The 25,152-nt window shown below is 63.9% G+C and carries 26 protein-coding genes and 1 pseudogene; 19 read left to right on the top strand and 8 right to left on the bottom strand.

Features of this window, described 5'->3' with window-relative positions; translation table 11 throughout:
* Positions 1–8 precede the first annotated feature (8 nt).
* The 6 genes from ShzoTeo12_RS20405 to ShzoTeo12_RS20430 are packed head-to-tail and all read left to right on the top strand — an operon-like array spanning position 9 to position 4,977.
* The gene (locus ShzoTeo12_RS20405) at positions 9–893 is read left to right on the top strand and encodes a carbohydrate ABC transporter permease (RefSeq protein WP_119254739.1); all 885 of its coding nucleotides are present in this window, start codon (positions 9–11) and stop codon (positions 891–893) included.
* The gene (locus ShzoTeo12_RS20410; RefSeq protein ID WP_119254740.1) at positions 886–1,704 is read left to right on the top strand and encodes a carbohydrate ABC transporter permease; all 819 of its coding nucleotides are present in this window, start codon (positions 886–888) and stop codon (positions 1,702–1,704) included. The genes ShzoTeo12_RS20405 and ShzoTeo12_RS20410 overlap by 8 nt, the downstream gene beginning before the upstream one ends.
* Positions 1,701–2,501 carry an ROK family protein gene (locus tag ShzoTeo12_RS20415; protein WP_119254741.1) on the top strand — a complete coding sequence of 267 codons (801 nt, stop codon included), beginning with the start codon at positions 1,701–1,703 and terminating at the stop codon, positions 2,499–2,501. Before ShzoTeo12_RS20410 ends, ShzoTeo12_RS20415 begins: the two co-directional genes overlap by 4 nt.
* A complete protein-coding gene (locus ShzoTeo12_RS20420) occupies positions 2,498–3,343 on the top strand; it encodes a class II fructose-bisphosphate aldolase (protein ID WP_162911195.1) in 846 nt (281 codons plus the stop codon). The genes ShzoTeo12_RS20415 and ShzoTeo12_RS20420 overlap by 4 nt, the downstream gene beginning before the upstream one ends.
* 6 nt (positions 3,344–3,349) lie before the next feature.
* Positions 3,350–3,928, top strand: coding sequence for an AAA family ATPase (locus ShzoTeo12_RS20425; protein WP_119254743.1), 579 nt, complete (start codon positions 3,350–3,352; stop codon positions 3,926–3,928).
* Entirely contained in the window at positions 3,928–4,977 is a 1,050-nt protein-coding gene (locus tag ShzoTeo12_RS20430) for an ABC transporter ATP-binding protein (RefSeq protein ID WP_119254744.1), read from the top strand. Before ShzoTeo12_RS20425 ends, ShzoTeo12_RS20430 begins: the two co-directional genes overlap by 1 nt.
* Before the next feature lie 201 nt (positions 4,978–5,178).
* Here ShzoTeo12_RS20430 and ShzoTeo12_RS20435 read toward each other — a convergent pair whose 3' ends face one another.
* Both ShzoTeo12_RS20435 and ShzoTeo12_RS20440 read right to left on the bottom strand, forming a co-directional pair.
* On the bottom strand, positions 5,179–5,406 hold the full coding sequence (locus ShzoTeo12_RS20435; RefSeq protein WP_318913919.1) for a hypothetical protein: 228 nt from the start codon (positions 5,404–5,406) through the stop codon (positions 5,179–5,181).
* A 25-nt stretch (positions 5,407–5,431) separates the two neighbouring features.
* Complete coding sequence (locus ShzoTeo12_RS20440) at positions 5,432–5,665, bottom strand: hypothetical protein (RefSeq protein WP_245424706.1); 234 nt, start codon at positions 5,663–5,665, stop codon at positions 5,432–5,434.
* Between the two features lie 349 nt (positions 5,666–6,014).
* Between ShzoTeo12_RS20440 and ShzoTeo12_RS20445 the strand changes: the two genes are divergently transcribed.
* The 11 genes from ShzoTeo12_RS20445 (at position 6,015) to ShzoTeo12_RS20495 (ending at position 18,443) form a co-directional block, all read left to right on the top strand.
* Positions 6,015–6,701, top strand: coding sequence for a GntR family transcriptional regulator (locus ShzoTeo12_RS20445; protein ID WP_119254745.1), 687 nt, complete (start codon positions 6,015–6,017; stop codon positions 6,699–6,701).
* Positions 6,698–7,690: a proline racemase family protein gene (locus ShzoTeo12_RS20450; RefSeq protein WP_119254746.1), complete on the top strand. Its 993-nt coding sequence runs from the start codon at positions 6,698–6,700 to the stop codon at positions 7,688–7,690. The genes ShzoTeo12_RS20445 and ShzoTeo12_RS20450 overlap by 4 nt, the downstream gene beginning before the upstream one ends.
* A gap of 44 nt (positions 7,691–7,734) precedes the next feature.
* Positions 7,735–8,574, top strand: coding sequence for a transporter substrate-binding domain-containing protein (locus ShzoTeo12_RS20455; protein WP_119254747.1), 840 nt, complete (start codon positions 7,735–7,737; stop codon positions 8,572–8,574).
* 90 nt (positions 8,575–8,664) lie between these two features.
* Positions 8,665–9,321, top strand: a complete 657-nt coding sequence (locus tag ShzoTeo12_RS20460; RefSeq protein ID WP_119254748.1) for an amino acid ABC transporter permease — start codon at positions 8,665–8,667, stop codon at positions 9,319–9,321.
* Complete coding sequence (locus ShzoTeo12_RS20465; RefSeq protein WP_119254749.1) at positions 9,318–10,130, top strand: amino acid ABC transporter ATP-binding protein; 813 nt, start codon at positions 9,318–9,320, stop codon at positions 10,128–10,130. The genes ShzoTeo12_RS20460 and ShzoTeo12_RS20465 overlap by 4 nt, the downstream gene beginning before the upstream one ends.
* A gap of 106 nt (positions 10,131–10,236) precedes the next feature.
* The gene (locus tag ShzoTeo12_RS20470) at positions 10,237–11,715 is read left to right on the top strand and encodes an aldehyde dehydrogenase family protein (RefSeq protein WP_119254750.1); all 1,479 of its coding nucleotides are present in this window, start codon (positions 10,237–10,239) and stop codon (positions 11,713–11,715) included.
* An 11-nt stretch (positions 11,716–11,726) separates the two neighbouring features.
* Entirely contained in the window at positions 11,727–13,418 is a 1,692-nt protein-coding gene (locus ShzoTeo12_RS20475; RefSeq protein WP_318913924.1) for a GMC family oxidoreductase, read from the top strand.
* A gap of 24 nt (positions 13,419–13,442) precedes the next feature.
* Positions 13,443–14,225 carry an HpcH/HpaI aldolase family protein gene (locus ShzoTeo12_RS20480; RefSeq protein ID WP_119254752.1) on the top strand — a complete coding sequence of 261 codons (783 nt, stop codon included), beginning with the start codon at positions 13,443–13,445 and terminating at the stop codon, positions 14,223–14,225.
* Between the two features lie 24 nt (positions 14,226–14,249).
* Positions 14,250–15,509 carry an NAD(P)/FAD-dependent oxidoreductase gene (locus ShzoTeo12_RS20485; protein WP_119254753.1) on the top strand — a complete coding sequence of 420 codons (1,260 nt, stop codon included), beginning with the start codon at positions 14,250–14,252 and terminating at the stop codon, positions 15,507–15,509.
* A 47-nt stretch (positions 15,510–15,556) separates the two neighbouring features.
* Positions 15,557–16,990 carry an NAD-dependent succinate-semialdehyde dehydrogenase gene (locus ShzoTeo12_RS20490; RefSeq protein WP_119254754.1) on the top strand — a complete coding sequence of 478 codons (1,434 nt, stop codon included), beginning with the start codon at positions 15,557–15,559 and terminating at the stop codon, positions 16,988–16,990.
* A 52-nt stretch (positions 16,991–17,042) separates the two neighbouring features.
* Positions 17,043–18,443, top strand: a complete 1,401-nt coding sequence (locus ShzoTeo12_RS20495; RefSeq protein WP_413251184.1) for an NAD(P)-dependent oxidoreductase — start codon at positions 17,043–17,045, stop codon at positions 18,441–18,443.
* A gap of 16 nt (positions 18,444–18,459) precedes the next feature.
* Here ShzoTeo12_RS20495 and ShzoTeo12_RS20500 read toward each other — a convergent pair.
* From ShzoTeo12_RS20500 to ShzoTeo12_RS20525, 6 genes and pseudogenes are all read right to left on the bottom strand, one after another.
* Positions 18,460–18,540: pseudogene (locus ShzoTeo12_RS20500) on the bottom strand (urease accessory protein UreG); the annotation flags it as partial.
* A 27-nt stretch (positions 18,541–18,567) separates the two neighbouring features.
* Positions 18,568–18,789 (bottom strand): hypothetical protein, encoded by a 222-nt coding sequence (locus tag ShzoTeo12_RS20505; RefSeq protein ID WP_119254756.1) that lies wholly within the window; start codon positions 18,787–18,789, stop codon positions 18,568–18,570.
* Positions 18,786–19,703 (bottom strand): nucleoside hydrolase, encoded by a 918-nt coding sequence (locus ShzoTeo12_RS20510; protein WP_119254757.1) that lies wholly within the window; start codon positions 19,701–19,703, stop codon positions 18,786–18,788. The genes ShzoTeo12_RS20505 and ShzoTeo12_RS20510 overlap by 4 nt, the downstream gene beginning before the upstream one ends.
* Before the next feature lie 15 nt (positions 19,704–19,718).
* Entirely contained in the window at positions 19,719–21,791 is a 2,073-nt protein-coding gene (locus ShzoTeo12_RS20515) for an ABC transporter permease (RefSeq protein ID WP_119254758.1), read from the bottom strand.
* The gene (locus tag ShzoTeo12_RS20520) at positions 21,788–22,855 is read right to left on the bottom strand and encodes a quaternary amine ABC transporter ATP-binding protein (RefSeq protein WP_119254966.1); all 1,068 of its coding nucleotides are present in this window, start codon (positions 22,853–22,855) and stop codon (positions 21,788–21,790) included. The genes ShzoTeo12_RS20515 and ShzoTeo12_RS20520 overlap by 4 nt, the downstream gene beginning before the upstream one ends.
* A 19-nt stretch (positions 22,856–22,874) precedes the next feature.
* The gene (locus ShzoTeo12_RS20525) at positions 22,875–23,753 is read right to left on the bottom strand and encodes an ABC transporter substrate-binding protein (RefSeq protein WP_245424707.1); all 879 of its coding nucleotides are present in this window, start codon (positions 23,751–23,753) and stop codon (positions 22,875–22,877) included.
* Between the two features lie 228 nt (positions 23,754–23,981).
* Here ShzoTeo12_RS20525 and ShzoTeo12_RS20530 point away from each other — a divergent pair, with 228 nt between their 5' ends.
* On the top strand, positions 23,982–24,575 hold the full coding sequence (locus tag ShzoTeo12_RS20530; RefSeq protein ID WP_162911196.1) for a TetR/AcrR family transcriptional regulator: 594 nt from the start codon (positions 23,982–23,984) through the stop codon (positions 24,573–24,575).
* Between the two features lie 126 nt (positions 24,576–24,701).
* Positions 24,702–25,145 carry a D-aminoacyl-tRNA deacylase gene (gene dtd, locus ShzoTeo12_RS20535; protein ID WP_119254760.1) on the top strand — a complete coding sequence of 148 codons (444 nt, stop codon included), beginning with the start codon at positions 24,702–24,704 and terminating at the stop codon, positions 25,143–25,145.
* Positions 25,146–25,152: the final 7 nt, after the last annotated feature.

Below are 25,152 nucleotides of genomic sequence, written 5' to 3' on the forward strand. Positions count from 1 at the left end.
CCGCAGCAATGAAGATCGGACAGAGCCGTTTCCGGCAGAGCAACGTGACCGTCTGGGGCATCGTCTTCGCGCTGCCCGCCCTCGGCTACATCCTGCTGTTCCAGCTCTATCCGATCCTCTTTTCCTTCTACATCAGTCTTCATGACTACGATCTCCTGTCGGACCCGGTCTATGTCGGCTTCAAGCACTTTGCCGCGCTGCCGCATGACCGGGCCTTCATGAGCTCGCTCTGGATCACCATCGCCTATGTCGCCTATACGGTCGTGCCGGTTCTGGGGTTGTCGTTCGTGATGGCCTGGGCGCTGACGCAGGTGCGGACGTCCCGCAGGCTGTGGCGCACGCTTCTCTTCATCCCCTCGGTCATGCCGATCGTCTCGGTCGCGCTCGTCTGGAAGCTGATCTTCAACTTCAACGGACCGATGAACGACGCGGTCACCAGCCTCGGCGGCAGCCCGATCCCCTGGCTCAACAATAGCAATTACGCGCCGATCGCTCTCGTCATCATGAGCTGGTGGCACGCGGCGAGCTACTACATGATCATCTTCCTTGCCGGCTTCCTGGCGATCCCGCGCGACTATTACGAGGCGGCGTCGATAGACGGTGCGCGCGGCTTCCAGGTCCTGCGCTACATCACGCTTCCGGCGATGAAGCCGACCATCGCGCTGGCGGTTGTGCTGTCCACGGTCAACGGACTGAAGACCTTCGCCTTCCAGCAGATCGTCACCGACGGCGGGCCGGCCAATTCCACGCAGATCATGACCCTTTTGATCTACAAGACGTCGTTCAGCTATCTCGATATGGGTCGCGCCAGCGCCTATTCGGTCGTGCTTTTCGGCGGCATCCTCCTCGTCAGCCTCGTGCAGATCTGGCTTCTGAGGGACCGCAATGCCTAGCTCCGCCTTCCAGCGCTACAGCGCCATCGCCATTCTCCTGCTCGGAGCCGTGCTCACGCTCTATCCCGTCGTGTGGATGGTGTCCTCCTCGCTCAAGGAAAGCCGGGAAATCTTCAGCACCGCGCTCTTCTCGATCGGATCGGCCGGGTTCAGGAACTATGTCTCGGCCTTCTCGCAGCGCCCGTTCTTCGTCTATCTCCTCAACTCGCTTCTCGCCTCGGGCATTTCCGTGATCCTGACGGTGCTGCTGAGCGCGCTTGCGGGCTACAGCTTCGCCAAGTTCCGCCATGGCCTCGCGCCCCTCTTCTGGATGATCGTGCTCGTTTCCGTGATGATCCCGCTCGAAGCCATCGTCATTCCGCTATTCCTCGAAGTGCACGCCTTCGGCTGGACCAATACCTATGCCGGCCTGATCCTCCCCACGGCCTTCAACGTGGTCGGCATCTTCATCTTCCGCCAGGCGATGGTGTCGATCCCCGACGCCTATATCGAGGCGGCGCGGATCGACGGCGCGAGCGAGCCGCGCATCCTTTTCTCGATCATCCTGCCGATGGTGCTGCCGACGGCCGGCGTGGTCGCGATCCTGACGTTCAACCTGACCTGGAACAGCTATCTCTGGCCGCTGATCGTCGCCTCCGACGATACGCTGCGCACGCTTCCGCTCGGCATGGCCGCGTTCCAGGCCGGCTTCAACACGCAGTACGGCGAGGTCATGGCGGTTTCCGTGTTCGGCGCCTTGCCCACCGCGATCTTCTTCCTCTGCCTCCAGCGATATTTCGTCGAAGGCGCCGTCGCATCGGGTGTCAAATGAGATATGCGGTCGATCTCGGCGGCACCCATGTGCGTGTGGCGGCCGCGCAGTCCGGCTGCGAATGGCGCCACCAGCACCGCTCGCGCCGCGTGGCCGGAATGACGCCGGCCGACTTCGTCGCCCTGCTGTCCGACCTCATCCGCGAATGGGGCACCGGCCGGCCGCAGTCGATCGGCGTTTCGGTCGCCGCGGTGGTCGATGACGAGGGTTATCTCCTCGCCTCGGAAAACCTCGGCTGGAAGGACGTGCCGCTGCGCCGGATCCTGGCGGATGCCTTTTCCTGTCCCGTTCTCGTGGAGACCGACGTCTTCTGCGGCGCTGCCTATGAAACGCGGCTCGGTGCCGCGGCAGGCGCGACCTCCGCGCTCTATCTCGGCATCGGCACGGGCATCGGGCATGCGCTGATCCTCGATGGCCGCGTGTGGCGCGGTGCGCGACGCGGCGCGAACGCCTTCGGCCATACGATCGTAGATCCCTCCGGCGCGCGCTGCTATTGCGGCCATCAGGGATGCCTTTGTACCGAGGCCTCCGGCCTCGCGCAGGCGGACAAGTCGGCGAGCGACGTGCCTCTTCAGCGCCTGGCGCTGTCCATCGGCAATGCCGTCACGCTTGTCGAGCCCGAATGCGTCATCCTTTCCGGCGGCGCCCTCAACCAGGCGTGGTTCGATCTCGACCGGCTCGCCGCGCTCATTCCGGCCTTCACCTATCCCGCAGCAAGCCAGCCGCGCCTGGTCCGCAGTTATGCGGCGGACCCGAACCTGTGCGGCGCCCTTTTACTATCGATGGAGCAATCATGATCAGAGAAAGCGCAACCTACTGGATCAACAAGGCCTATCGCGAGGGTTGGGCCGTGGGCATGTTCAACGCGCATCACCTGGAGGCCGTTCAGGCGATCTCCAGCGCTGCCGAGAAGGCGAGGGCGCCGCTGATGCTCAGCACCACGATGGGCGGCCTCAAGCATGTCGGCCTCGATTATTTCATGGGCATGGCCAAAGCCGCGCGCGGCCGCACGTCCGTCCCGCTCATCCTCCATCTCGACCATGGCGCCGACTACGAGACGGTGCGGATGTGCATCGAGGCGGGTTTCGATTCCGTCATGATCGACGCGTCGAGCGCATCCTACGACGAGAATGTCGAACTCGTGCGCAAGGTCGTTGCGCTGGCGCGCCGCCACGGCGTCGGCGTCGAGGCGCAGATCGGCGAAACGCTGGCGGAAGAGGGCGACGAGGTCATCGAGCGCAAGACGACGGTCGAGGAGGCGGTGGCCTTCGTGCGCGACACCGGCGTCGATTATCTCGCCGTCTCCATCGGCAATACGCCCGGCGTTCTCGGCGACGGCGCGCCGATCGACGTGCCGCTGGTCGAGCAGCTTTCCGCCGCGCTGAAGATGCCGCTGGTGCTGCATGGGGGAACGAGCGTTCCCGCCGAGACGGTTTCCGCCGTGGTCAAGGCGGGCATCGCCAAGATCAACATCGACGCCGCCGTCAAGGGCGGCTTCCGCGAAGCGCTGATCAAGGCCTACAGCGTCGCCGACCCGGTGGTCGATACGCGCGAGCCGATGGCGGAGTCGCGCAGGCTCGCCGAGATCGCCGTCGACCGCCGCCTGCGGATGTTCGGCGCCAACGGACGCGCGGAGTAAAGAGCCATGCCGGCAGCGCCTGCGTCCCAAGTCATCCTGCTCGTGGGCCTGCCCGGCGTCGGAAAGACGACGCTCGCCGATGCGCTGGCCCGGCGCATCGGTGCGGAGATTCTCAGTCGCGACAGGATCCGGGATGCGATCTTCCCGGATGTCTATCTCGACTATTCCCCCGATCAGAACCAGGTCGGGACGGATGCGCTGCTTTCCGTCCTGCAATATATCCTGCACCGTCACGACGGGGCCCGCCTGATCATCGACGGCAAGCCGTTTTCACGCGCGCACGAGGTTCGCAGCATCGTCGCGCTGGCGGAGCGGCACCATGCGCGCGTCCATGTGGTGCATTGCGACGCGCCGCTCGATGTCATCAGCGAACGGCTGAAGAACGGCCTTTCCGATGCCTCGAACCTCAGGGCGCAGCGCACCCCGGAAAAGGCCGCGCGCATCCATGGCGAATTCGAGCCGCTGGATCTCCCGCACATCAGGGTCGACATGACGGGCGCGCTCGACGGCATCGTCGAAGAGATCGTCGCCTATATGGCGGAGGGCGGGAACGCCGTGCCGCTCAAGAAAGAAAGTGGAACCTGATGGCCAGCGTAACCCTCTCCGACGTCCGCAAGCGGTTCGGCGACCTCGAAACCATCCACGGTGTCTCGATCGATATCGCCGACGGTGAATTCGTGACCCTTGTCGGCCCGTCCGGATGCGGGAAGTCGACGCTGCTTCGGATGATCGCGGGGCTGGAATCGGTGACGGGCGGTTCGGTCTCGATCGGCGGCAATGTCGTCAACGATGTCGCACCGCGCGACCGCGACATTGCCATGGTCTTCCAGAGCTACGCGCTCTATCCGCATATGACGGTCGCGGAGAATATGGGTTTCTCGCTGAAGCTGCGCGGATTGCCGAAGGACGAGATCGACAGGGCGGTCCGCTCCGCCGCCGCCATTCTCAACCTGGAGCCGCTTCTTGCGCGCTATCCGCGCGCGCTTTCCGGCGGCCAGCGCCAGCGCGTGGCCATGGGTCGCGCGATCGTCCGCAAGCCGGCCGTCTTCCTGTTCGACGAGCCGCTGTCTAACCTCGATGCCAAGCTGCGCGTGCAGATGCGCCAGGAAATCAAGGACCTGCACCAGAGGCTCGGGACGACGTCCATCTATGTCACGCATGACCAGGTGGAGGCCATGACCATGGCCGACAAGATCGTCGTGCTGCGCAATGGCAGGATCGAGCAGGTCGGCCGTCCGCTCGACCTCTACGACCGTCCCGTCAACCGCTTCGTCGCCGGCTTCATCGGCTCGCCCGCCATGAATTTCATACCTTGCAGGGTGTCGCAGGGATTGCTCGTCGCCGGGGACGGGACCGTCCTCGCGACGGCGACAGGCGCATTGGGAGCCTCGGGCGATATCGTCTTCGGCATACGCCCGGAGCATGTGGAGATCGACCCTGCCGGCATTCCGGCCCGTGTCCTTCTCGTCGAGCCGACGGGGTCGGAAACGGTATTGTCGCTGGAGATCGCCGGGGAACGCATCCTCGCCAGCATGCGTGAGCGAACGAATGCCGATATCGGATCGACAGTCCACGTCTCCTTCCGAAAGGAGGCGCGACATGTCTTCGATGCAAACGGGGTGCGGCTTGGATAGGGTGTCGGCTGGCGTTCCCCTATCCTTCGCGCTTCGTCTGCTCGGCGCTGGCCTTCGCCCTTTTGAGATGGCCTTTCATCAGATCGGCTGCGAGCGGTCGCCCTCCTGGAGCGCGGTGATAATGCGCAGGTGCTCCTGGCACCATTCGCGCACGCGCCGCCCATTGGTAGCTGGCGAATTCCAGCAGGCGACGAAGGCGGTTCACCGCTTCGTCAGCGGCCTCCATGAAGCCCCGGTGTCGAAGTCCTCCTGGATCTGTGCCCAGGCGAGAAGGCCCGCCAGGTCAACGATCAGGTCGATGTCGTCTGTGGCACGCACATCCTCGAGCGTGACCGGATCAGTGATGAATAGCACGGGCGTGCCTCCGCCAAGGAAGACCAAGCGCGAGCGGAGGTCTTCGCCAAGGGCCGAGGCAACGGCTTTCATCATTTCCAGCAGTTGAGCGCGGATCGCGTCATTTGCTCACGATCCTTGACTTGAGGTGGTTGGCCGCGAGACCAACTTCCCGCTGGTTCCCGAGCCGGATCGCATCGACCAACGCGAGGTACTCATAGAGTACGTCGTCCTTCAGGACTGCGTCCAGCACGGCCGTGACGAGCGGCTCCACCACCTGCTCCATCTCCCTTCCGTTGGCATAGGGCCAAACGTAGTTGTACGTCCCGCCGCTGATCAGGAGTTCCGTGAGCATAGTCATCTCTGAACAACTCTTTCAAACTGTCTTCGGCTTTTGCTGCATCACCATGATGCGTTTAAATGAGCGCTATCACTGCAATGGCTGCCAGAGCGAGGATTTGTGATTAATTCTCGCATCTCTCGAGAGATGGCTCATGCCAACAGTAGCGGGCGATCATTGCGCTGAGCCGGTGCTCGATTCGAATCGCTAGTCCGCTGCATAAGAAGTTTTCATCCTATTGGCGTTCACTGTTCGATTATGCCGCAATCCTTTGCGGCCATTGAATGCTGGGACCCGATAGCCCCAAGAAGGGCGAAACGAAAAAGGAGCTTGCATTGTATACAGAGTACAGTATGGTGAGTGCATGGATATGAGCCACTCATACAAGCTTTCGGCTGGAATCGCGGACAACCTCGTTGCCGTGCTTGAGAATGCGATTGTCTTCCTAGAACTCGCGCCGAGCGAGCGGCTAACCGAGGAAGATGTGGCGGAGCGCTATGGTGTCAGTCGCTCTCCGGTGCGGGATGCGTTGCGTTCGCTGGAGCGTGACGGTCTCGTGCTGCGCGAGGCGCGCAAGGGTATCTGGGTCACGCCCATGTCGTTGCGGGATTTCGATGAGATCTACCGCTGCCGCATCGCCCTGGAAGCCATTGCGGCCGAGCAGGCGGCTCGCTCTGCTAATGCCGCCCTTAAGGCACAGCTCTGGCAGGTGCTCGACGGGATGAAACAGGCGCGGGAGGCCGGCGATGCCCGGCTCTTCTTCACGCATGACGTGCGCGGTTCCGAGCTGATCTACGAGATCGCTGACAACACCACGCTACGCCGGCTGCTCAAGGGGCTGGAAAAGCAGGCATTGCGCTATCGCTATCACCTCTACCAGCGCGACCGGAATGTGGTGGATCTCTCCTTCGACGACACGGCGCGGGTTTTCCAGGCGATCGTGGACGGCGATGCCGAGCGTTCCTACGCACTGGAGCACGATCTGATCGAGAAGATCTGGCGCGAGACGCGAGACGCGATCCGTGCGGAGTTCGGAGAAGGTCGCAAATGATCGGCGTCGAGGCGGCTTTTCCCTATATCGACACCCATACGGCCGGGCATCCGACCCGTGCCGTTTTGGGAGGGATTCCGCCGCTTCGAGGGCGCAGCGTGCTGGAGAAGCGCGAGGACTTCGAGCGCCGCTTCGATCATCTCCGTCCCGCGCTCCTGCATGAGCCCCGCGGCCATGCCGCCATGGTGGGGCTCATTCCGGTTTCCTCCGAAGTGGCGGATTTCGGTGCGATCTTCATCTCGTCCTACGTCTATCTCGGCATGTGCGGCCACGGCACCATCGGCTTTGCCAAGACGTTGGCCTTTACGGGCGCGATTTCTCCGGCCACCGGCGACCGGTTTTCGCTGGAAACGCCGGCCGGTGTGGTCGATGTCCGGCTGGAATGGGACGGGGAGGGGCGTCTCGGCGCGGTCTCTCTGAAGAACGTGCCTGCCTATATGGGCATCGAAGGACTGGAAGTGGAGGTTCCGGGGCTCGGTACGATCCGCACCGACATCCTCTATTCCGGCATGTGGTATGCGATGGTGGCGGCCGACCCGCTGGGGCTGGCGCTCACCCCCGAAAATGCTTCGGCCGGCCTTGCGCTCGGCTGGAGGATCAAGGAAGCCATCGCGAAGGCCACGGACGGACGGCCCGAGATGCGCGGCCTTCCTGCCCCTTCGGTCCTGTTCCATAGTGATCTCGGCAAGGGGGATTCGCGCCAGTTCCTGGTGCTCGCGCCCAACAAGTACGACCGTTCGCCCTGCGGCACCGGCACCTGCGCGCGGATGGCGCAGCTGCTGATCCGCGGCGAATTGTCGGAGACCGATACCTATCGCGCCGAGAATATTTTCGGCGTGCCCTTTGCCGCGGAACTTGCCGAAAAGAGCGAGACCTGCGGTACGACGGGTTATGCCGTCATCGTCCGGGGAGAGGCTCATGTCGCCTCCCAGGGCACACTATACCTCGAAAAGGGTGATCCGCTTTCCGGGGGGTTCCTGAGCCGGTGAAACGCTCCGCGCTCAATCGTTGAAAGAAATCAGGGAGAGTTGAAATGTCATTTTTCGGAAACATCCTCCGGGCCTGCGCCCTGGGGGCGGCGGTAGCTGTTGCCGCGTGGAGCCCGGCGACCGCCCAGGAAAACCCCTCGGCGGTGATCGACGAGATCCGCGCCAGCGGCGAACTGAAGATCCCGGTCATGGTGGGCGAGGAGCCCGGCTACATCAAGGACCCGTCCACCGGCACCTGGAGCGGCTTCTACGTCGACTTCCTGACGGACGTCGCGAACGAACTCGGCGTCAAGGTCACGCCGGTCGAAACCACCTGGGGCAACCTTGCCGCCGACTTCCAGGCCAACAAGATCGATGTCGCCATCGGCGTGAATCCGAACCCCAAGCGCGGCCTCGTGGTCGACTATCTCTGGGAGCCGATCTTCACGGATGCATGGGGCGTCTTCTCGCCGAAGGGCAAGCCGGTCGCCACCTGGGCGGAGCTGAATACGCCTGAAAAGACCGTCGTCGTCCAGAAGGGCTCGACGATGCAGATCGTCGCCGAGGCGCTGCTACCCAAGGCGAAGATTACCGTTGTGGAAGATCGCAACCTCGCCATCATGGAACTGCAGGCCGGCCGCGCGGACGCGATGATCCAGTCGATCTTCGATGTTCTCCAGATATCCAAGCAGGTCAACGGCGAGGTTTCGGTGCCCGAGCCCATGCTGCGCAATCCGGCAACGCTGGCCGTCGCCCGCAAGCCGGGCAATGCGGGCTTCATCAACTTCCTGACCAACTGGATCCAGCAGCAGCGTTCGCTGGGTCTTGCGCAGGGGCGTCTTGCCAAGTCGTGGGAAGACCGGGGCATCGATCTGTCGATCCTGCCCAGCAACTTCAGCTTCTGATCCGCCAAGGGATCTGCCGACGCCTTGTTCGGCAGGTCCTCACACCCCGCGCCCGTGCGGTGCCGGTCGAACCAGCCTGGAGTCACGCATTTGTTCGATATTTCCGTCATTCAGCAGAACTGGCCGTTGTTCTGGAACGGGCTGCTGGTCACGCTGTTCTATTCGGCGATCTCCATCGCCGCAGGTCTCGTGATCGGATTGGTCGTCGGATTGATCCAGCTCACCGGTTCACGCGCCCTTTCCGTGCTCGGGCGCGTCTATGTCGAGATCTTCCGCAATATCCCGCTTCTGGTGATCCTGCTGTGGATCTATTACGCCTTCCCCATTTTCGCGGGCCTTGCCGTGACCAAGTTCTGGGCCGGCTTTGCGGGCCTCAGCCTCTATGCCGGCGCCTTCTATGCCGAGATCCTGCGGGCCGGCGTCCAGTCGATCGACAAGGGCCAGACCGACGCCTCCACCGCGCTCGGCATGACCTACGGCCAGCGCATGCGCCGCGTGATCCTGCCGCAGGCCTTCCGCCGCATGATCCCGCCGCTCGCCGGCCAGTCCATCATCCAGATCAAGAATACAACCCTCATGTCGATGATCACCGTGCCCGACCTGCTCTACCAGGCAAGCTATGTCAGCTCCTTCACCTACCGGCCGATGGAAGTCTACACCATGGTCGGCGTCATGTTCCTCGTCCTGCTGGTGCCGCTGACATTCCTGTCGCGCAAGCTGGAAACCATCTCGGAGCGCGTCAAATGAGCAAGTCCGATCCGCTTCTGAAAATCGAGGGCCTGCGGCTGAAATTCGGCCAACGCGAAGTACTGAAGGGCGTCGACCTTTCGGTCGAGAAGGGCGAGGTCGTGGTGCTGATCGGCGCTTCCGGCTCGGGCAAGACCTCGCTGCTGCGCTGCATCAACCTCCTCAACATGCCGTCCGCAGGCCGCATCACGATCGGCGGCGAGGCGATCTACAATGCAGACCCGGCCGGCCGCGACGGCAATGGCGTGCCGTCCAAGATCGTGAACCGTATCCGCTCGCAGACCGGCATGGTGTTCCAGCAGTTCAACCTCTTCCCGCACATGACGGCTCTTGAGAACGTCATGGAAGGGCCGGTCACGGTGAAGGGCGCGAATGTCGAGGTGACCCGCAAGGAGGCGCTCGACCTGCTCGCGCAGATGGGCCTTCAGGAGCATGTCGGCAAGCATCCGCGCCAGCTTTCTGGCGGTCAGCAGCAGCGTGTCGCCATTGCGCGCGCCTGCGCCATGCAGCCGCAGGTCATGTTGTTCGACGAGCCGACCTCCGCGCTCGATCCCGAACTGGTCGGCGAGGTGATGAAGGCCATGGTCGATCTTGCCCGCACCGGCATGACCATGGTCATTGTGACCCACGAACTCGGCTTCGCCTTCGAGATCGCCGACCGGGTGATCTTCCTCGACCTTGGCACCATCGCAGAGGACGGGCCGCCGAAGGATGTTCTGCTGCGACCGACCCATCCCCGGCTGAAGAGCTTCGTCGGCCGTTTCCACGAGACCGCCGACCTACTGCGCCCCTTCCTCGAAGGCGGCTGATCCGGAACGAACGGCGCATTGCCGAACCCGCATCCAGAGCGCCGGCCCGCTGGGGCCGGACGGTTTCCTGCGTCCCGTCGCGGGCAAGATATGAAGGTAGAAAAGCATGTCCCTCAGCTTCAATCCCGACACAGTCACCATTCCCTCTGGCCACCATATCGGCGGACGCTTCGTCGAGTTGCCCGGTGAGAAGATCGCCGTGCTGCGCCCCTCGGATGAGCAGCCGATGCGTCCCGTCACTGATGGCGGCAAGGATGCGGTCGAGATGGCCGTTGCCGCTGCCAAGTCCGCGCTCGCCGCCTCCGGCTGGGCGCGAATGAACCCACGCGACAGGGCGAAGGTCCTGTTCCGCTTCGCCGGGAAGATCGAGGAAAAGGCCGAGTATCTCGGCCGCCTGGAAGCCATGGGCTCGAGCCGGCTTGTGGCGGGCACGGTCACCGGCGATGCCATCCGCACCGCCGGCGTCGTCCGTTACTTCGCCGAATACTGCGACAAGCTGGAAGGCATCGTCACCGCCACCAAGGCGGAGACGCTCAGCTATACGCGCCGGGAACCCTACGGCATCTGCGGCGCGATCGTGCCGTGGAACTTCCCGATGATCACCGCCGCTTGGAAATTCGCGCCGGCGCTCGCGGCCGGCAACGCGGTCGTGATGAAGACGTCGGAACTGACGCCGCACAGCCTGCTGGCGCTCGCCGAATGCGCTGCGGAAGCCGGACTGCCGGGCGGTCTTCTCAACGTGCTGAACGGCTGGGGGCATACGACGGGTGCGGCCATCGTCGCTCATCCGGACATCGGCATCGTTTCCTTCACGGGCTCCACGAAAACCGGTACGGCGGTCATGACGCTTGCGGCGCAATCCGGCATCAAGCCCGTCGTTTTGGAGCTCGGCGGCAAGAGCCCGCAGATCGTCACCCGCAATCCGGGTGACATGGATGCGGTGGCAACGCGCGTCGCGAACGCCTTCATGGTCAATGCCGGCCAGGTCTGCACGCTCGCCTCGCGGCTGATCGTCGACCGGTTGGTCGCGGACGAACTGGTCGACCGCGTCCTCGAAAGGACGAAGCAGATCAAGGCCGGCCCCACATGGGACGAGGCCACCACCTTCGCCCCTGTGATCTCCGCCCGGCAGTTCGAGCGGATCGACCAACTCGTGCAGGAGACCGTGAAGCAGGGCGCCGAGGTGCTGACCGGCGCGGCGCGGCTCGAAGGTCCCAACCAGGGCAACTTCTATGCCCCGACGGTGCTGGCCAATGTCTCGCGCGCCAATATCGGTTTCACAGAGGAGTATTTCGGCCCGGTTATGTCGGTGACGACCTATGACGAGATCGAGGAGGCCATCGCCGAGGCGCAGCACCCGATCTACGGCCTTGCCGCCTCCGTCCACACGCAGGACCTGAAGCTTGCCATGAAGGTCGCCGACTCCGTCGAGGCCGGCATGGTCTGGGTCAACCAGCACGGGCGCGATCCCGAATTCACCTATGCCGCCGGCGGCTGGAAGGGCTCGGGCTTCGGCAAGGACATGGGCCGCGCCGGCATCGAGGAATTCACCCGGCAGAAGGCCGTGTGGATCAACTATCTCTGAGGACTTCGCAAATGATCTACGATTACGTCATCGTGGGGGGCGGCTCGGCCGGCGCGACGCTTGCGGGCCGCCTGTCCGAGAACCCCGCCAAACAGGTGGCGCTGCTGGAAGCAGGTCCCGACACCCCGCCTGACAACGTGCCGGATGTGATTTCCGACAGCTATCCGGGCCTTTCCTATTTCGACCCGGCGTTCCACTGGACGAAGCTCAGGGTCTTTGCCCGAAACCCCCGTTCCAATTCCGAGGTCATCCCCCCGACCCGCCTGGAGCAGGCGCGGGTGATGGGCGGCGGATCGTCGATCAACGGCCAGTTCGCCGTGCGCGGGCTTCCCGCCGACTACGACGAATGGGAGGCGATGGGCGCCGCCGGCTGGAACTGGGAGGGGATGCTGCCCTATTTCCGCAAGCTGGAGCGCGATCTCGACTTTGACGGCCCGCTGCACGGCAGGGAAGGCCCGATGCCGATCCGCCGCGTCTTCCCCGAGGACTGGGCGGGCTTTACCAAGTCGGTGCTCGCCGTCACCGAGCAGGACGCTCCTTACAGAAAGGACTACAACGCCTCCTTCGACGACGGCTCCTTCCCGCTTCCCCTGGCCAACGAGAACGACCGGCGGGTCTCGACCGCCATCGGCTACCTCACCCGCGAGGTGCGGGCCCGCAAGAACCTGCATATCTTCGCCAATACGCAGGTCGAGGGGCTGGAGATCGAGGGCAGGCGCGTTACCGGCGTCAATGCCCGCACGGCAGACCGGCCGCCGGAACTCTGGCAGGCGCGTGAGGTCATCCTGTCCTCCGGCGCGCTGCATACGCCGCCGATCCTACTGCGCGCCGGCATCGGCCCGGCCGCGGACCTTCGCGCGCTCGGCATTCCGGTCGTGGCGGACCTGCCCGGTGTCGGCGCCAATCTAATGGATCACCCGCATCTTTCCGTGGGCGCGCATTTCAAGCGTTCCGCCCGGCTCAAGCCCGGCCAGCGCCGCCATATCTTCCTCGGCGTGCGCTATTCCTCCGGCTACGACGGCTGTTCGCCGTCCGACATGCTGCTGATGCCGGTCAACCGCGCCGGCTGGCATCCGCTCGGCAAGGCGATGGGCGCGCTGAACGTCTGCGTGAACAAGTCCTATTCCCGCGGAAGCGTTACCCTGAAGACGGCCGACTGGCGCGACGAGCCGGTGGTCAACCTCAACCTCGGTGGCGACGAGCGCGACCTGATGCGTCTCGTCGACGGTTTCGAGCGGATATACCGCATCATGGAGGACCCGCGCGTGCAGGCGCATGTGAATACGTGGTTCCTCGCCGGCTATACCGAGGAAGCACGCTTGCTTTCCGTCCGCAAGCTGTCGAACTACGTCAAGACAGGGGCGGCGGCGCTGCTTTTCGATTATGCGCCCTTCTTCCGCGAGACGCTCCTGCGCCAGAAGTTCGGCACCACGGAGCGGATGCACGAGATGATGCAGAACCGCGACCTGATCGTCGACTGGGCGAAGAAGGCGGTCTGGTCGGGCTGGCATGTCTCCTGCAGTTGCCGGATGGGCGGCGACGACGATCCGATGGCCGTGCTCGATAACGAGTGCCGGGTGCGCGGTGTCGAAGGCCTGCGCGTGGTCGACGCGTCCGCCATGCCCTCCGTCATCGCGGCCAACACCAATATCACCACGATCGCGATGGCCGAGAAGGCCGCCGATCTGATCCTGAATTCCTGAACCAGATACCAAGAGGAGCCCGAAATGCGAGAGAACAAGGTCAAGACCCTTTGGTCCAAAGGCGAATGCGCCGTCACCGGCTGGCTGGCGATCCCCTCCGGCCTTTCCGCCGAGATGATGGCACAGCAGGATTTCGATGCGGTCACGGTCGATATGCAGCATGGTTGCGCGGACTATTCCGACATGCTGTCGATGCTGCAGGCGATTTCCACCACCGACAAGACGCCCTTCGTGCGCGTGCCGTGGAACGATCCGGCGATCATCGGCCGCGTGCTGGATGCCGGTGCCTTCGGCGTGATCGTGCCGATGGTCAACACTGCCGCGGAATGCCGCGCCTTCGTCGAGGCCTGCCGCTACTATCCCGAGGGCGGCCGTTCCGTCGGCCCGATCCGCGCGGGCCTCTACGGCGGTGCGGACTATTTCGCCAATGCCAACAAGACGGTCATCACCATGGCGATGATCGAGCATAAGGACGGCGTCGCCAATCTGGACGAGATCCTTGCCACGTCGGGCCTCGATGCGATCTTCGTCGGCCCGTCGGATCTTGCCGTGTCCATGGGATACACGCCCGGCTTCGATCCGAAGTGGGGCGACGTGAACGAAGCGATCGCGCTGATCGCCGACCGTTGCATCAAGGCCGGCGTCGTTCCGGGCATCCATGTCGGCTCGGTCGAGTACGGGCAGAAGATGCGCGACCTCGGCTACAAGTTCATCGCCTATCTCTCGGACTTCCGCATGCTGCAGATCGCCTATTCGCGCGCGCTGCCGTCGTTCCGTGCCGGCAAGCCGGCGCCGGACGCGCCCTGAGGCGGATAGGATCGGAGCGGGAAGATGACACAGCCGCGTCGCAGCGAAAAAGTGATCGTCATCGGTGCGGGCATCATCGGTGTCTGCGCGGCCAACGCGCTTGTCGACGAAGGCTTCGCGGTCGAGGTCGTCGATCCGCTCGATCCCGGCAGTCCGGGGCAATGCTCCTATGGCAATGCGGGAGGGCTTTCACCGGGCTCCTGCATTCCCAATGCCATGCCCGGCATCGCCGCCCAGGTGCCCGGCATGCTGCTCGATCCGGAGGGGCCGATCGGGCTGCGCCTCCTCGATCTTCCCCACGCTTTGCCGTGGCTCCTCCGTTTCCTCGCCAATTCCCGCCTTTCGCGCGTAAAACGCATATCGGACGGGATGATCGCGCTGAACCGGCTCACGCTCACCTGCTATGAGCCGCTGGTGAAGGAGGCGGGCTGCGAGGACCTGATCGTGCATCGCGGCCAGCTTTTCGCCTACGAGAATCCGAAAGGCCCGGAAGGCAGTGCCTTGTCCATCGCCATGCGGCGCGAGCGCGGCGTCAAGGTCGAAATCCTCGATGCCCGCCAGATGCGGGAGCTGGAGCCGGCCATCTCGCCGGCCTATTGCGCCGGGGTCTTCCTGCCGGAGCAGGGCCAGTGCCCCAATCCGGGCCGGCTCGTTTCCGCCATCGCGCGGCTTGCGTCGGACAAGGGCGCCGTCTTCACCCGCCGGAGTGTAAGAGCGCTCGTGCTGGAGCAGGGGCGTGTGGTGGGCGTCTCGACCGAGGCCGGCGTGATCTCGGCCGACAAGGTGGTGATCGCCGCCGGTGCGTTTTCCGCGCCCTTCGCCCGGCAGGTCGGCGTGCGCGTTCCGCTGATCAGCGAGCGCGGCTATCACATCATGCTGCCCAATGCGGACACGGGCCTGAAGGTCAACGTCAACGCCGCCGAGCGCAAGTTCGTCGCCGCGCCGATGGAGGGGGGACTGCGCCTTTCCGGCACGGTGGAATTCGCCCGGCCGGAGGCTGCGCCGAACTGGCGGCGGGCGGATATCCTGCTCAGCCAGGCACGCCACATGTTCCACGGAGCCGACCTCGGCGGCATGGAGCGCTGGATGGGCAACCGTCCCGGCACGCCGGACAGTATCCCGGTCATCGAGGTTGCCCCGCGCCACGACAACGTCATCCTCGCTTTCGGCCACGGCCATCAGGGCCTGATGGGCGGATCGGTGACGGGCCGCCTGGTGGCGGAGCTTGCCGCCGGTCGGCCGACCTCCATCGACATATCGCATTTCCGCTCGTCCCGGTTCTGATCGGGCCCGCGCGGCAACACGGCCATGCGCCGGACAAGGAGAAACCGATGTATGAAGAAACAATCGACCTGCTGATCGACGGCGTTTTCCGCAAGGGCAGCGAGGGCAAGGGCCAGCCGCTCGTAAATCCCGCGACCGGCGAGGAGATCGCCACGGTGCCGCATGCCTCGGCCGCCGACCTCGACGCAGCGCTCGCCGCTGCCGATCGCGCATTCGGCCCCTGGAAGGCGCTGCCGGCGGTCAATCGCTACAAGATCATGATGAAGGCCGCCGACCTGATCGACGAGCGGCTGGAGACCATCGCCCGTGTCCTGACCATGGAGAACGGCAAGCCGCTCGCCGAGGCCAGAGGCGAGGTCGCCTTCTCGGCGGAAGCAACGCGCTGGTATGCCGAGGAAGGCAAGCGCGCCTATGGGCGCATCGTGCCAGGCCGCGTTCCGGGCCAGCGCCAGATGGTTTACAAGGAGCCGGTGGGCGTGGTTGCGGCTTTCGCGGCCTGGAACTTCCCGGCCTCCAACGTGATCCGCAAGATATCCGGCGCGCTTGCGGCCGGCTGCTCGATCATCCTCAAGACCGCCGAGGAAACCCCCGGCACGGCCGTGGCCTTCGCCCGCTGCTTCCAGGATGCCGGCCTGCCGAAAGGCGTGCTGAACCTCGTCTTCGGGGTGCCGGACGAGGTCTCGCTTCATCTTCTCGCCTCGCCGATCCCTAGGAAGGTGTCCCTTACCGGCTCCACTGCCGTGGGCAAGCTCCTGCAGAAGCGCGCCGCGGACACGCTGAAGCGCACGACTATGGAACTCGGTGGCCACGCCCCGGTGCTGGTCTTTGCGGATGCCGACGTGGACCACGCGGTGGCGACGCTTGCCGCCGCCAAGTTCCGCAATGCCGGGCAGGTCTGCACCTCGCCCACCCGCTTCTTCGTGCATGAGAGCATCGCCGGTGCCTTTGCCGCCGGCATGGCCGCGAAGGCCGCCGCGCTGAAGCTCGGCAACGGGCTCGATCCCGAAACACAGATGGGACCGATGATCGCCCCGCGCCGCTGCGACGCCATCCAGTCGCTGGTCGACGATGCCGTCGGCAAGGGGGCAGAACTCCTCGCCGGAGGCCAGCGTCTGGACCGGCCGGGCAATTTCTATGCGCCGACCGTGCTTTCCAACGTGCCGGAAAGCGCCCGGATCATGTCCGAGGAACCCTTCGGCCCCGTCGCCTCCATCGTGCCGTTCTCGACCTTCGATGAGGTCATCGCCCGGGCGAACGCTCTGCCCTACGGCCTTGCCTCCTTTGTCTTCACGAAGGACGGGGCGACCGCGCGCGATGCGGAAATGGCGCTGGAAGCCGGTCTCGTCGGCGTGAACCACACGATGATTTCGACCCCCGAGACACCGTTCGGCGGCGTCAACGAATCCGGCTTCGGTTCCGAGAGCGGTATCGAGGGGCTGGAAGCCTTCCAGCGCACCAAGTTCGTATCCGAACTGTTCTGAAATATCCCGATGAGGCGGTGGGGTATCCCGCCGCTTTCCGGCAGGAGGAAAAATGACCGACAGGACCACGCCCAGGATATTGATCGTCGATCTGGTGGGCCTTGCCATCGGTCCGGACGGGCTTCCGGATCATTCCGCCGTCAAGGCGCATGTGGAGGCCCGGGGCGGCGTTTTCCATGAGGGCTCGGCGCGTGCCATGCCGACCCCCGAGCCCGGACGGGCGCACTTCTATTACCAGCCCATGCTCTCCACCGAGGCCGAACTTCTGGCCGAAGCGGGAGACGGTCTCTACGATGCCGTCATCGCCGCGGCGACGTTCCTGCCGAAAGGCATGCGCTTCGATCTCGGCGGCGTCCGGATCGGCACGGGAACCGGCAATATGGGTTCCGCCAGTTGGGGTGGCGGTGATGGCCAGGGCGGCATTGCGCCGCTGATGAACACGCCCGGCATCAATGCGCGCGCCACCGCACAGATGGTGATGAAGGCGCTCCTCAGGGTGCGCCCCGACCTGCCGGTTGACGAGATGAACGCGCTGGTGGCTGCCGGCCGTTTTGACACCGGGACCGATCTGGTCCGCTTTCCGACCGCCAAGCTGGAGGGCAGGACATTCGCGGTGATCGGCTACGGCAATATCGGCCGGGAAGTGGCAAAGCTCGCCCGGGCTTTCGGAATGACTGTGCGCATCTTCGCCCGCCCGCGCCATAGGGTGTGGATCGAGAGCGAGGGCTTTGTCTATGCAGCCAGCCCCCTTGAAGTCGCGGCGGATGCAGACGTCCTTTCCGTCCATGTCGGCCTCGGATCGCTCGGGCCGAAAGGCCATGCCAATGCCGGGCTGATCGGTGCGAAGGTGCTATCGGCGCTCGCCGAGGGGGCTGTGCTCATCAATTACGATCGCGGCGAGTTGGTCGATATCCCGGCTCTGGCCGCCGCCCTTTCCTCGGGGCGCGTCTCGCACGCCGCGATCGATGCCGATCTCTTTTGCGACGCGTCGAGCGGCGCGCTGTCCGGCCCAATGGCTCCCTATCTGTCCCTCTTGTCGGAGCACGGCGCACGGCTGTCGCTGTTGCCCCATGCCGCCGCGGATACGGATCACCCGACCCGCGTGGTGGGGGCGATGCAGGCGGTCAATCAGATCCTCGATGCGATCGAGCGGCGCGTTGTCCGCAATCTCAGGGGCGATCTGCCCGAAGGATACACCGACGCCGGAGCCCGGACACCAGCCGGACTTGGCGGCGTGACCGCAGGCCATCTGGAGGAATTGCGTTGCGACAAGGCCCAAATGGAAGCGCTACACACCGCCGCGCAAGGCGTTCTCTTGGCGTTGGACAGATTGGCGAGTGAAGGTGTACGGACAGCGGGTAGCAATCTGTTGCTCAAGAGCAATATCCTCGCCACGCTGCTGCGAGCGCAATCACTGGAGGGACCGTTCTATGGTTTATCTGAAACAGAGTGAAGGCTGTTAACTACATAAGCTTTTCGGAGACTGCTGTCTTGCCGGAGCCGACTGGGTCGCCGATGCCGACGCGCAGGCGACCGTTCTTCGATGTCATGGAAACTCCCTTGGAATGAAGGCCCGCTCAGAAGAGTCGGACCGGCAGGGTTTCGTGCCGAAGCCTCACGATCTCCGCCTGCATGACGCCGGAACCGAGACCGTCGCGTGTTGAAGCGACCGCCGCCGCTGCAAACGCGACGATCCACGTGTCTAACATCGTCAGAACCGCGACACCACGGCGCTGGCCGACAGCGCCGCAATGGATGGCGACCGAAACGAGGTTCGACGCGACCGCGTACGGATTCATCGATGTCCATATGTTGCGAGTTTTCCAATGAAATCTCGCAGGATCGGGTTTCGGTTCACCGCGTACACATAGCGTATCTGATGGCGCGACCGATCGACAGCGTAATGCAGGTCGTCGGTCAGGATAGGGGTGGGTATGAGAACGCTTGGCGCCCAGACAGGGTCGAGCACCCAGGCGGTTGCGCCCATGTCCCAGATCTCTTTGGCCCAACCGGTGTGATCATCGCAGTAGCCCTTGAAGCGCATGGCGAGAAAGCGACCGATCTCGCCATGCGGTTCGACATAGCGCTCGATCTCCGGCACGGTGCTGTGCAGAATCGATGTCACGCCCTCGCAAGGAACAAGGACCAGCGGTACACCGGAATCGAACAGCACCTGCACGCCGCCGATATCCTGTTCGAGATTGAATTCGGCCTGATGCTGCCAGTCGATGGCATGGCCGCCGAGCCAGATGACGACGATCCGGTCGATGATGTCGGGAGCGGTGAGCAGGGCGGAGGCGACGTTGCTGATCGCGGCGATGGCGACGACATGCAGCGGGTCCTCGGGTGATGCGCGCCGTGCGCGGGCGATCAGGTCGTCGACGGCGGGGGCGGCGACAGGTCGTTTCTCGCGGCCGACATAGCGGGTGACGCCGCGATGCACGAGGCCTTCATGGGGAATGGAAAGCCGTTCGAGCAATGCGAGGATTTCCTGATAGCTGAGTTCCATGCCTTCTGCCGGATCGCATGTTGTTTCATTGACGAAGGGCGCGGCATAGATCGCCTCGACCGTGACGCGCTCTGGCGACAGCAGTGCATGGACAATGGCGAACTGGTCGTCGATCTCGTTGAACGTGTCCGTATCGATGACGATGCGACGTTTGCCGGAATGAGGCTCAAGCATCGCCAGACGATGACCTTCGGAGAGGGACATGGGATTTTCCTTTGGTTATTGGGCGCTACGCAGGCGTCCGGCGACGCCGCGCAGGATGCGATCGAGATTTATGGCAAGCAGGCAGAAGACGAGGCCGGCAGTGACGCCGAGGCCCGCATCGGCCTTGCCGAGCGCGACATAGATCTGCTGGCCAAGCTCGGCGGTGCCGACGGTGGCGGCGATCGGCAGCATGGTGATGGCGGCCATGATCACTTGGTTGAGGCCGAGCAGCAGAGCCGGTCGAGCCGTTGGCAATTGTACGAGAAATGTGCTCTGGAGCGGCGTGCAGCCGAGTTGCCGCGCCGTTTCGAGAAGTGTCGGCGAAACATTGCGCAAACCCGTCTCGGTATAGCGAATGGCCGGCACGACAGCGTAAAGTGCGATCGCGATCAGCCCGGCAAATTCGCCGACCTTGAAGAACATCAGGGCCGGAATGAGGAAGACGAATTGCGGCATGGTCTGTAGGGCGTCGTTGACGGGGCGTAGCAGAGCCGAGAAGCGATCGCTGCGTGCGGCCAAAACTCCGAGAAGCCCGCCGGCAAGCGCACAGAGCGCCACGGCGACGACGACCAGATAGAGCGACTTTACGAAGGGCACCCAGAGACCCGTTGCCAGCACGAAGGCGAGGCTGAGGCCGGTGAAGAGTGCCAGCCGCAGTCCTGCAGCCCGCCACGCCGCCCAGACGGCCAGCGCAACTGCAGCCGGCCAGGGAAAGGCGACGAGCCCGGTATAGAGAAGCGCGGCGAGGCAGAGGATTGCCGCAGCTGCCGAGGGCCGGCCCTTCGTCATCTGCCGGAGCGCGAAGAGAAGCGCCAGCGCGGCATATGCGGCCGCGACGGCCGGCGTCATGGAAAAGCCCCAGGTGATGGGCAGCACGGCTCCGGCCAGGCCAACGCGCAGCGGCAGAACGAGATAGAAGAGAACCGCGTTCTTGATCGCGTCCAGAACGTCGCTGTAACGTGCTACGAAGCCGAGAAGCACCTCGTTGATCAGGCCGAAATCGACGATGCCGCGCGTCTCGTTCCAACCTTGGAGCAGATGAGGCGCGGCCAGCCGTGCGGCGGCGCCGAGCACGAGCGCCGCACCGGCGACCGCGAGGACGGCAGGCCAGCTGAGCCCGCCTATCCGGGTGCCGGACGTTGCAGGAGACCGGAAAAGGCCGGCGGTGATGCGGTCGACGATCACCGAGATCAGGACGATGACGAGACCGGCCAGCAGGCTCTTGCCGAGATCGGCCTGTCGCAAGCCGCTGAGCACAACCCAGCCGATATCGTCGAAGCCGCCGATGATCGAGGCGGTGATGACCATGCTGAGCGCGGCCATCGTCGTCTGGTTGAGACCGAGCGCCAGCATGGGGCGAGCGGAGGGAAGTTCCACCCAGACAAGCCGTTGCCAGGTGGAGCAGCCGCTCATTTCCGCGACTTCGAGGCGCTCGCGCGGAACTTCGACGAGACCGCTGAGAGTACAGCGCGCCATGGGCGGTATCGCGTAGATGGCGGTGGTGACGAGCCCGGCGATCGGGCCGAAGCCGAACAGCAGGAGCAGCGGCAGAAGATAGGCGAAGGCCGGGAAGGTCTGCATGAAATCGAAGGCCAGCTCCAGCCCCTGGCGCAGCCGCGGCAGGAAGAAGGCGCCGAGCCCGAGTAGGAAACCGAGCGAAACCGACAGCGGCACGGCGAGTATCACGAGCGACAGTGTTGCCATGCTCTGCATCCAGAAGCCGGCCAGCACGATATAGACGACCGCGGCAAGGACGAGGGCCGCGAGGCGGATGCCGCCTGCCTTGAAGCCGATCAGCGCCACCGCCAGAGCAACGACCGGCCAGGGCAGGAATTGCAGGATACCGATCAGCGTGGAAAGAAGCGCGCCCGCAAGCTTGCCGATAAGGCTCGTGACCGGCTGGATGGCGGGAACGAGCCAGCCGAGAACGGCGTTAATGCCAGCCGGCACGGGTATCGTCCAGTTGGCGGGGAAGGCGGCGATAGGCGGCACAGCCTTGGCAGCGGCAAGACTAGCCAGCATCAGTGCAGGCATGGCCGCCATCTTCAGGAGGGCGGATGCGGAGGAAAGTGCATTTCCAGGTTTCATGCGGGTATCGCCCGGTCGCTACCGAAAAAGCCGCTCATTTCCGCTGCCGATATCTCGCCGACGCGGTTTCCGTCCGCATCGCAGATGCTAACCGCAGCCGCGCCGCCCAGAAGCGTGGGCAGGATGTCTTCCAGCACATCCTCGGTCGTGAAACGGGGCATTGCCTGTCCGTCGCCGGTTACCGGCCGCATCACATCGACAGCGCGGATCACCCGGAGCAGCGGTACGTCGCGCAGGAATTCGGCGATATAGCCGTTTGCCGGGGCGAGCGCGATTTCGGCGGGCGTGCCGATCTGGACGATCGCGCCATCGCGCATGATGGCAATGCGGTCCGCCAGCCGGAAAGCCTCCTGTACGTCGTGGGTGACGAACACGATGGTCTTGCGCAGGATCTTCTGCAGGCGGATGAACTCGTCCTGCATCTGCCGGCGGATCAGCGGGTCTAGGGCAGAGAAAGGCTCGTCGAGAAACCAGATTTCGGGTTCGGCGGCAAGCGAGCGGGCAATGCCGACACGCTGCTGCTGGCCGCCGGAAAGCTGGGACGGGAACTGGGCTTCGCGTCCCTCGAGACCGACGAGTTCGGTCATTTCGCGAGCCCGCGCCTCGCGGGCAGTCCGGTCGATACCCTGCACCCGCAACGGAAAAGCGACGTTGTCGAGAACATTCAGATGCGGCAGCAGGCCGAAATTCTGGAAGACCATGCCCATCGCCTTGCGGCGCAATTCAGTCATCCTGCCGCGGCCGACCGCAAGCAGGTTTTCCCCGTCCAGGGTAACGCTGCCGCCGGAAGGTTCGATCAGCCGGGTGAGGCAGCGCAAAAGCGTCGACTTGCCCGAACCGGACAGGCCCATCAATACGAAGATTTCGGCCTCGTGGATATCGAAGCTCGCACCTGCAACGGCGGCGAGCGGCTTGCGGCCATCCCGCTCGCGCTGCAGGGCGGCCGGGTCGCCCGTTCGGGCGACGTCGGCCGCTTCCTGTGGCGGGAGACCATAGATTTTCCAGAGGTTTCGACAGGCGAGTTTTACCGGTCTGCCGCTTGGGGAGAGAGGCGAGGAGATCATGACCATATTCCGGAGATGGCTACTTCTGCGCCGCGTCGATCCAGGGCGACCAGCGGGTGGTGTTGGCGTCGACCCAGGCGCTGACGACCGCGCCGATCTCCTTCTTGTTCTGGTCGATCTCCAGCATCATTTTCTGCTGGTCCTCGGCGCCAAGCTGGTATTGCTTCATGAAGGCATAGGCCGCCGGCCATTTTTCACCGAAGCCGGCGCGCACCACCTTGATGACCGGCGAAGGCAGGATGCAGCGACCGCCATCCTTTGGATCGCAGGGCGGCATGTCGAGCCAGTTCAGCTTGACCTTGGCGAGCAGCCAATGCGGTGCCCAGAAGCGCATGAGCAACGGTTTGTCGGCCGCGGCGGCGGCCTGCAGTTCTGCCACCAGCGCGCCTTCGGATCCGGCAGGAACGGCGGTCAGCGGCAGGTTGAAGTCCTCGATTTCATTTGCAGAAGCCGTCCCCCAATCGGCGGGATAATCGACGAGGCGGCCGTTCGGCAGGGTTTCGGCCGTGGCCAGCGCCGCTGCGCAGGAAGGTTCCAGCAGCGCCTTCCAGTCCGGCAGGCTGGGGCAGATCGCAAGCGTCGCGTCGGTATAGGCCCAGCCGTCGCGGGCATTGAGGCCGAGATCGCCGACGGGTTCGACCTGTTTGGCCTCCAGCATCTTCGGATAAATCTCGCCGAGATTGTTGGTCCACAGCTCCGGCGTCATGTCGATGGAGCCGTCCTGCATGCCGATCCATTGCGGAAAGCTGCCGGCGGTGACGTATTGCACCTTGTAGCCGAGTTTCTCCAGGAGCTGGCCGGCGACATGGGCCGTGATGTTCTGGCCGGTCCACTCGTTGAGCGCGATGCGGATCGGCGCCTGTGCATCGCCGAGCGGCGCGGCCGTCGCCAAGCTCACGGTAAGGGATGCAAAACCCGCGGCTGCCGCCAGGCAGATGGATCGAGCGCTGAGCACGTAATTTCCTCCTTCAATGCCTCACTCCTGAAGGCACCTTATTTCAGACCGGCTGGACGGTCTATAAAAAACCGTCCAGCCGGTCGAAATTTTTTCGGAAGAGGGTTTTTCTATGTGGACTTTTTGCTATGTCTCGTCGTGAGGTTGCGGATGAGGGGGGTCGAGCAGGCGATGAAGGACGGAAAACCGGTGCGGAAAACCCGCAAGAGCGGCGATGAGATCAGGACCGCGATCGTTAACGCAGCGACTCGCATCGTCATGGAGCGCGGCGTCGCTCGCATGACACTGGCTGATGTCGCCACGGAAGCCGGAATCAGCAAGGGCGGCCTACTGCACTATTTCGCCTCCAAGGATGCGCTGATCCGCGCCATGATTACGGCGGGGCTTGATTCCTTCGAGGAAAAGACGATGGCGATGGTGGAGGTTGACCCCAGCCCAGGCTCTTATCTGCGCGCCTATATCACCACGAGCTTTCCCGCCGAAGGGGCCGACGACATCGCGGCAGCGATGATTGCCGGCATTGCGACCGATCGCGATCTTCTCGCTGATTACGCCGTGGAAAACACAAAGTGGTCGAGCCGCTTGAAGAAAGACGGGCTCGATTATTTTTATGCCGAGGTGATCCGTCTTGCCGTGGACGGGCTTTATTTCAACGAAGCAATCGGACTGCCGCAGTTCGCCCCTGAAGACCGGAAGGCCTTTCTACGGCGCCTCATGGAGATGACGTGGGAGCGTAACGGTAACGCCGGCCGCGAGAGCGTTTAGAAAAACAAGGACGCGAGATACGGCTCTTATCCGTTGAGAACTTTGCGACACATCCGCAGCATGGTGAAGCTTGCCCGCGACCGATTGGTGCCGATAAGGCGAGTAAACAGAGGAAGAGTTGAGTCCATGAGAGCACTTGTCCAGCGCGTTTCCTCCGCCAGCGTCACCGTTGACGGTGTGGCCGCCGGTAAGATTGGCAACGGACTGCTGGTCTTCGTCTGCGCGATGAAGGGCGACACTGAAAGAGAAAGCGAATGGCTGGCGCGCAAAATCGTTAACCTGCGCATCTTCAGGGACGATGCCGATCGCATGAACCGTTCGCTTGTCGATGTCGGAGGTTCCGTCCTCGTCGTCAGCCAGTTCACGCTGGCCGCCGAGACAAAAGGCAACAGGCCCGGCTTTTCTACAGCCGCGCCGCCGGACGAGGGGAAACGCCTTTATGAGGTCTTCTCTGCCAATGTCGCAGCGCTTGGCGTTACGGTTGCGAATGGCATCTTCGGGGCGGATATGCGTGTTGAGCTCGTAAATGACGGTCCCATGACAATCTGGCTGGATACGGTGTCCGGTTAAAGGCACG

Source organism: Shinella zoogloeoides (genome assembly GCF_033705735.1).
GTDB lineage: Bacteria > Pseudomonadota > Alphaproteobacteria > Rhizobiales > Rhizobiaceae > Shinella > Shinella zoogloeoides_A.